The sequence below is a fragment of the Shimia sp. R9_2 genome, assembly GCF_017743735.1.
In the GTDB taxonomy this organism is placed as follows: domain Bacteria; phylum Pseudomonadota; class Alphaproteobacteria; order Rhodobacterales; family Rhodobacteraceae; genus Shimia.
Genome location: NZ_JAGHRO010000019.1, coordinates 1 through 5,997 on the forward strand (window position 1 = coordinate 1; position 5,997 = coordinate 5,997).

3 tRNA genes and 3 rRNA genes are annotated in these 5,997 nt (G+C 52.7%); all 6 read right to left on the bottom strand.

Annotated features, from left to right (window positions below):
- Positions 1-77: transfer RNA gene (locus J7400_RS21015), tRNA-Met, on the bottom strand.
- A gap of 117 nt (positions 78-194) precedes the next feature.
- Positions 195-309 (bottom strand): 5S ribosomal RNA (gene rrf, locus J7400_RS21020).
- A gap of 93 nt (positions 310-402) precedes the next feature.
- Positions 403-3,231: ribosomal RNA gene (locus J7400_RS21025) — 23S ribosomal RNA — on the bottom strand.
- A 565-nt stretch (positions 3,232-3,796) separates the two neighbouring features.
- Positions 3,797-3,872: transfer RNA gene (locus J7400_RS21030), tRNA-Ala, on the bottom strand.
- A gap of 20 nt (positions 3,873-3,892) precedes the next feature.
- A tRNA-Ile gene (locus J7400_RS21035) sits at positions 3,893-3,969 on the bottom strand.
- 148 nt (positions 3,970-4,117) lie between these two features.
- Positions 4,118-5,577 (bottom strand): 16S ribosomal RNA (locus tag J7400_RS21040).
- The 16S, 23S and 5S rRNA genes sit together here with 3 tRNA genes alongside, the layout of an rRNA operon.
- Between the last annotated feature and the right edge of the window lie 420 nt (positions 5,578-5,997).

Sequence of the window (5,997 nt, forward strand, 5' to 3'; positions counted from 1 at the left end):
TGGTTGCGGGAGTAGGATTTGAACCTACGACCTTCAGGTTATGAGCCTGACGAGCTACCGGGCTGCTCCATCCCGCGACGCTTTTGATCTTGGGCCTTTTTTGGCTTTAAGATCTGTCGCCCTTCAGGACGTTTTATTTGTTCTGAAGGTATTTTTTGTATCGTTTTGAGAGATTTTGTTGAGCTATTTTCTAGGTTTGGCGATGACCTACTCTCCCACAGCTTAAGCAGCAGTACCATCGGCGCTACGGTGCTTAACGGCCGGGTTCGGGATGGGACCGGGTGTTTCACTCGCGCTATGATCACCAAACCGAGGAAATAGCTCGGTTTATGTGTTGTCCAAGTCAGTATACTTTGTTTTGTGTATGCTTTTGTGTCCGTAAAAGTCTTTCTTTTACTGGATCAAATCAAGCCTATCGGACCATTAGTACCGGTCAACTGAATGCATTGCTGCACTTACATCTCCGGCCTATCGACGAGGTGGTCTACCTCGGTCCTCAGGGATACCTTGTTTTGAGGGGGGCTTCCCGCTTAGATGCCTTCAGCGGTTATCCTGTCCGATCATAGCTACCCTGCACTGCTGCTGGCGCAACAACAGGTCCACCAGTGGATCGTTCACCCCGGTCCTCTCGTACTAGGGGCAACTCCTCTCAAGTATCCTACACCCACGGCAGATAGGGACCGAACTGTCTCACGACGTTCTAAACCCAGCTCACGTACCTCTTTAAACGGCGAACAGCCGTACCCTTGGGACCTGCTCCAGCCCCAGGATGAGATGAGCCGACATCGAGGTGCCAAACACTGCCGTCGATATGGACTCTTGGGCAGTATCAGCCTGTTATCCCCGGCGTACCTTTTATCCGTTGAGCGATGGCCCTTCCACTCGGGACCACCGGATCACTATGGCCGTCTTTCGACTCTGCTCGACTTGTCAGTCTCGCAGTCAGGCTGGCTTCTGCCATTGCACTCAACGAGCGATTTCCGACCGCTCTGAGCCAACCTTCGCGCGCCTCCGTTACGCTTTAGGAGGCGACCGCCCCAGTCAAACTACCCGCCACACAGGGTCCCGGATCCGGATAACGGACCGCGGTTAGACATCAAGCAATGCAAGGGTGGTATCTCAAGGGAGGCTCCACCAAAACTGGCGTTCTGGTTTCAAAGCCCACCACCTATCCTGCACATGCATGGCCTGATGCCAGTGTGAAGCTGTAGTAAAGGTGCACGGGGTCTTTCCGTCTAACCGCGGGAAGCCTGCATCTTGACAGGCAATTCAATTTCGCTGAGTCGATGTTGGAGACAGCGGGGAAGTCGTTACGCCATTCGTGCAGGTCGGAACTTACCCGACAAGGAATTTCGCTACCTTAGGACCGTTATAGTTACGGCCGCCGTTTACCTGGGCTTCAATTCGGAGCTCTCACCCCTCCTTTTAACCTTCAGGCACCGGGCAGGCGTCAGACCCTATACGTCGTCTTGCGACTTCGCAGAGCCCTGTGTTTTTAGTAAACAGTCGCCACCCCCTGGTTTGTGCCCCCAGCCAATACTTGCGTAGAAACTGGGCCTCCTTCTCGCGAACTTACGGAGGTATTTTGCCGAGTTCCTTCAACATCGTTCTCTCAAGCGCCTTGGTATGCTCTACCAGTCCACCTGTGTTGGTTTAGGGTACGGTCTCATGGAGGGCTATTTCCAGGAACCAATCAGCGGCCCACCCAATCCGATAAGGGGGGACAACCTTCATGATCCGTCACATCCTCCTGGCCTAGGAATATTAACCTAGTTCCCATCGGCTACGCCTTTCGGCCTCGCCTTAGGGGCCGGCTTACCCTGCTCAGATTAGCTTTAAGCAGGAACCCTTGGACTTTCGGCGAGAGTGTCTCTCACACTCTTTGTCGCTACTCATGTCATCATTCTCACTAGTGATCTCTCCACCGGATGGCTCACGCCCCGGCTTCATCGAAAGCTCCATATCCTGCGCTATATCCCGGAGGATATAGAAGAGGATTGGAACTATGTCACACTACGCTCTGCTACCGATGCTTACGCATCCCTAGACTTCGGCTCATGGCTTGAGCCCCGTTACATCTTCGCCGCAGGACAACTTATTTAGACCAGTGAGCTGTTACGCTATCTTTAAAGGATGGCTGCTTCTAAGCCAACCTCCTGGTTGTTTTGGTCGTCCCACCTGCTTTCCCACTTAGCCATGAATTAGGGGCCTTAGTCGTAGGTCAGGGTTGTTTCCCTCTCCACTACGGACGTTAGCATCCGCAGTGTGTCTGCCATCTAGTACTCCCGGGTATTCGGAGTTTGGTTAGGATCAGTAAGCCTGTGGGGCCCCATTACCCATCCAGTGCTCTACCCCCCGGGGTATTCGGATGACGCTCTACCTAAATAGATTTCGCAGAGAACCAGCTATCTCCGAGTTTGATTGGCCTTTCACCCCTAGGCACAGCTCATCCCGATCTTTTTCAACAGATGTGGGTTCGGTCCTCCAGTGCGTGTTACCGCACCTTCAACCTGGCCATGCCTAGATCACTCGGTTTCGGGTCTGATCCATCTAACTCATGCGCCCTATTAAGACTCGCTTTCGCTGCGCCTACACCTAACGGCTTAAGCTTGCTAGATAGACCAAGTCGATGACCCATTATACAAAAGGTACGCTGTCAGCCCTCAAGGGGCCTCCAACTGATTGTAGGCGTTCGGTTTCAGGTACTGTTTCACTCCCCTCGTCGGGGTGCTTTTCACCTTTCCCTCACGGTACTGGTTCGCTATCGGTCAGTAAGGAGTACTTAGCCTTCGAAGGTGGTCCTCCGATCTTCAGACAGGATTTCACGTGTCCCGCCCTACTTAATACATCCTTCAGAGCTTCCTATACGGGGCTGTCACCCACTATGGCCCGTCTTCCCAAACGGTTCTAGTCACTCATCAGGCTTGGCTGGTCCGCGTTCGCTCGCCACTACTAGCGGAGTATCAATTGATTTCCTTTCCTCCGGGTACTTAGATGTTTCAGTTCCCCGGGTTTGCTCTTAAGACCCTATGTATTCAGGTCAAAAGTACCTGGTTAAGAACATTATAAATTACCGAGGTAATTATAATGAACTTTCAGGTGGGTTCCCCCATTCAGAGATCCATGGATCAAAGCTTATTCTCAGCTCCCCATGGCTTATCGCAGAGTATCACGTCTTTCATCGCCTCTTACTGCCAAGGCATCCACCAAACGCCCTTCTCGCGCTTGATTTGATCCAGAAAGAGAAAGACCAGTTAGTGTCCTACCGCGCGGAGCGCTACTTGAGGACCTCGTCTCTCGTGATCGCAAAAGCTGGCATGCTCGCAATCCTGTTTCTGAACCAAAAGTCATACTTTCCCGCTCTTTGCCTTGGAACCCAGACTGCCGATGTCGGTCGGCCCCATCTGGAAGACAAAGAACTTATGCAAGATCTCTCGATCTTGCGGGTTAGTGTACTTGACTTGGACAACTCTGTTCGTTTCAGCAGGGATACGAAGGAGAAGACCGAGGAAACAGTCTTCAATATCGCCTCTCCAAAAGGAGACCTGACTGAGATCATCCCCGTACTTAGGGCGATCAAACAGTGTTGATTGTTATTCTCAAAACCTCTCATCACTGAGCTGTTTTGGAACAACTTGTATCTCTCTAAACGATGTCAAAGCTTCTTACGAAGCTGATGTCCGATTGGACGGCTAAACACTCGCAAGTGCTTAGCGATCTAATCGAGGGTAAATGGCTTTCGTGAGCTTTGCTTGCAGCAAAACCACTGTCGCCATCACTTCCAAAGGAAGTGAATTGGTGGAGCCTAGCGGGATCGAACCGCTGACCTCCTGAATGCAAATCAGGCGCTCTCCCAGCTGAGCTAAGGCCCCATTATCATCCCGAAGGATGGTGGTGGGTCGAGGAGGACTTGAACCTCCGACCTCACGCTTATCAGGCGTGCGCTCTAACCACCTGAGCTACCGACCCAGACAGGCCGGCAGGCCTGATGTATTCCTGAAGAGATATGGGGACGGCCTGGTCCGTTTGATATAGATCGGCAAAGGTACCGATCTGTTGCTAAGTGCATCCACGAAGTGAGAAAGAGAACTTTCTTACTTGCTAGGTGCATCCTTAGAAAGGAGGTGATCCAGCCGCAGGTTCCCCTACGGCTACCTTGTTACGACTTCACCCCAGTCGCTGATCCTACCGTGGTCCGCTGCCTCCAAAAGGTTAGCGCACGGCCGTCGGGTAGAACCAACTCCCATGGTGTGACGGGCGGTGTGTACAAGGCCCGGGAACGTATTCACCGCGTCATGCTGTTACGCGATTACTAGCGATTCCGACTTCATGCCGTCGAGTTGCAGACGACAATCCGAACTGAGACAGTTTTTTGGGATTAACCCATTGTCACTGCCATTGTAGCACGTGTGTAGCCCAACCCGTAAGGGCCATGAGGACTTGACGTCATCCACACCTTCCTCCCGCTTATCACGGGCAGTTTCCCTAGAGTGCCCAGCCGAACTGCTGGCAACTAAGGATGTGGGTTGCGCTCGTTGCCGGACTTAACCGAACATCTCACGACACGAGCTGACGACAGCCATGCAGCACCTGTCACTAGGTCCCGAAGGAAGGCTCCATCTCTGGAGTTGTCCTAGGATGTCAAGGGTTGGTAAGGTTCTGCGCGTTGCTTCGAATTAAACCACATGCTCCACCGCTTGTGCGGGCCCCCGTCAATTCCTTTGAGTTTTAATCTTGCGACCGTACTCCCCAGGCGGAATGCTTAATCCGTTAGGTGTGTCACCGAATAGCATGCTACCCGACGACTGGCATTCATCGTTTACGGTGTGGACTACCAGGGTATCTAATCCTGTTTGCTCCCCACACTTTCGCACCTCAGCGTCAGTATCGAGCCAGTGAGCCGCCTTCGCCACTGGTGTTCCTCCGAATATCTACGAATTTCACCTCTACACTCGGAATTCCACTCACCTCTCTCGAACTCTAGGTTGCCAGTATTAAAGGCAGTTCCGGGGTTGAGCCCCGGGATTTCACCTCTAACTTAACAACCCGCCTACGCGCGCTTTACGCCCAGTAATTCCGAACAACGCTAACCCCCTCCGTATTACCGCGGCTGCTGGCACGGAGTTAGCCGGGGTTTCTTTACCTGCTACTGTCATTATCATCACAGGCGAAAGAGCTTTACGACCCTAGGGCCTTCATCACTCACGCGGCATGGCTGGATCAGGCTTGCGCCCATTGTCCAAGATTCCCCACTGCTGCCTCCCGTAGGAGTCTGGGCCGTGTCTCAGTCCCAGTGTTGCTGATCATCCTCTAAAACCAGCTATAGATCGTAGACTTGGTAGGCCGTTACCCCACCAACTATCTAATCTAACGCGGGCCGATCCCTCTCCGATAAATCTTTCCCCCGAAGGGCGTATAAGGTATTACTCTCCGTTTCCAGAGGCTATTCCTTAGAGAAGGGTACGTTCCCACGCGTTACTAACCCGTCCGCCGCTCACCCCGAAGGGCGCGCTCGACTTGCATGTGTTAGGCCTGCCGCCAGCGTTCGTTCTGAGCCAGGATCAAACTCTCAAGTTGAAACGCTGTTACCAGCGTATCCTTGACGTTCGAACCTCTGCACATCTCATCCAGGAGGCTAATCCCGAATGAACTCAAACTGTTTAATGTGCTCAGGTACCAAAGGTACCGAAAGCCACCAAACAGTGAAGCTGTTGTAAACTCTATTATCAGCCGAAGCCTAAGAGCCGATATGCAGGTGTTTGTTCATCGAAAGAACCAAACCGCCCTCATATCTCTTCAGTGTCATCACAATGTCAAATAACGTCGGAGCCCAAACAAGAACCCCAGAGACAAAACCACCAGACCGCGCCGAAAAACTTCCTAGCGCAACCCGCTGATACTGCTCAATATTTCCAGAACTTCCCAACCCAGAGCCTCGCTCCCTGCCAGTCCGTCCCGCCGTTGTGCGCCTCAGCGCCGCCGGTGAAGGGGGTTCTA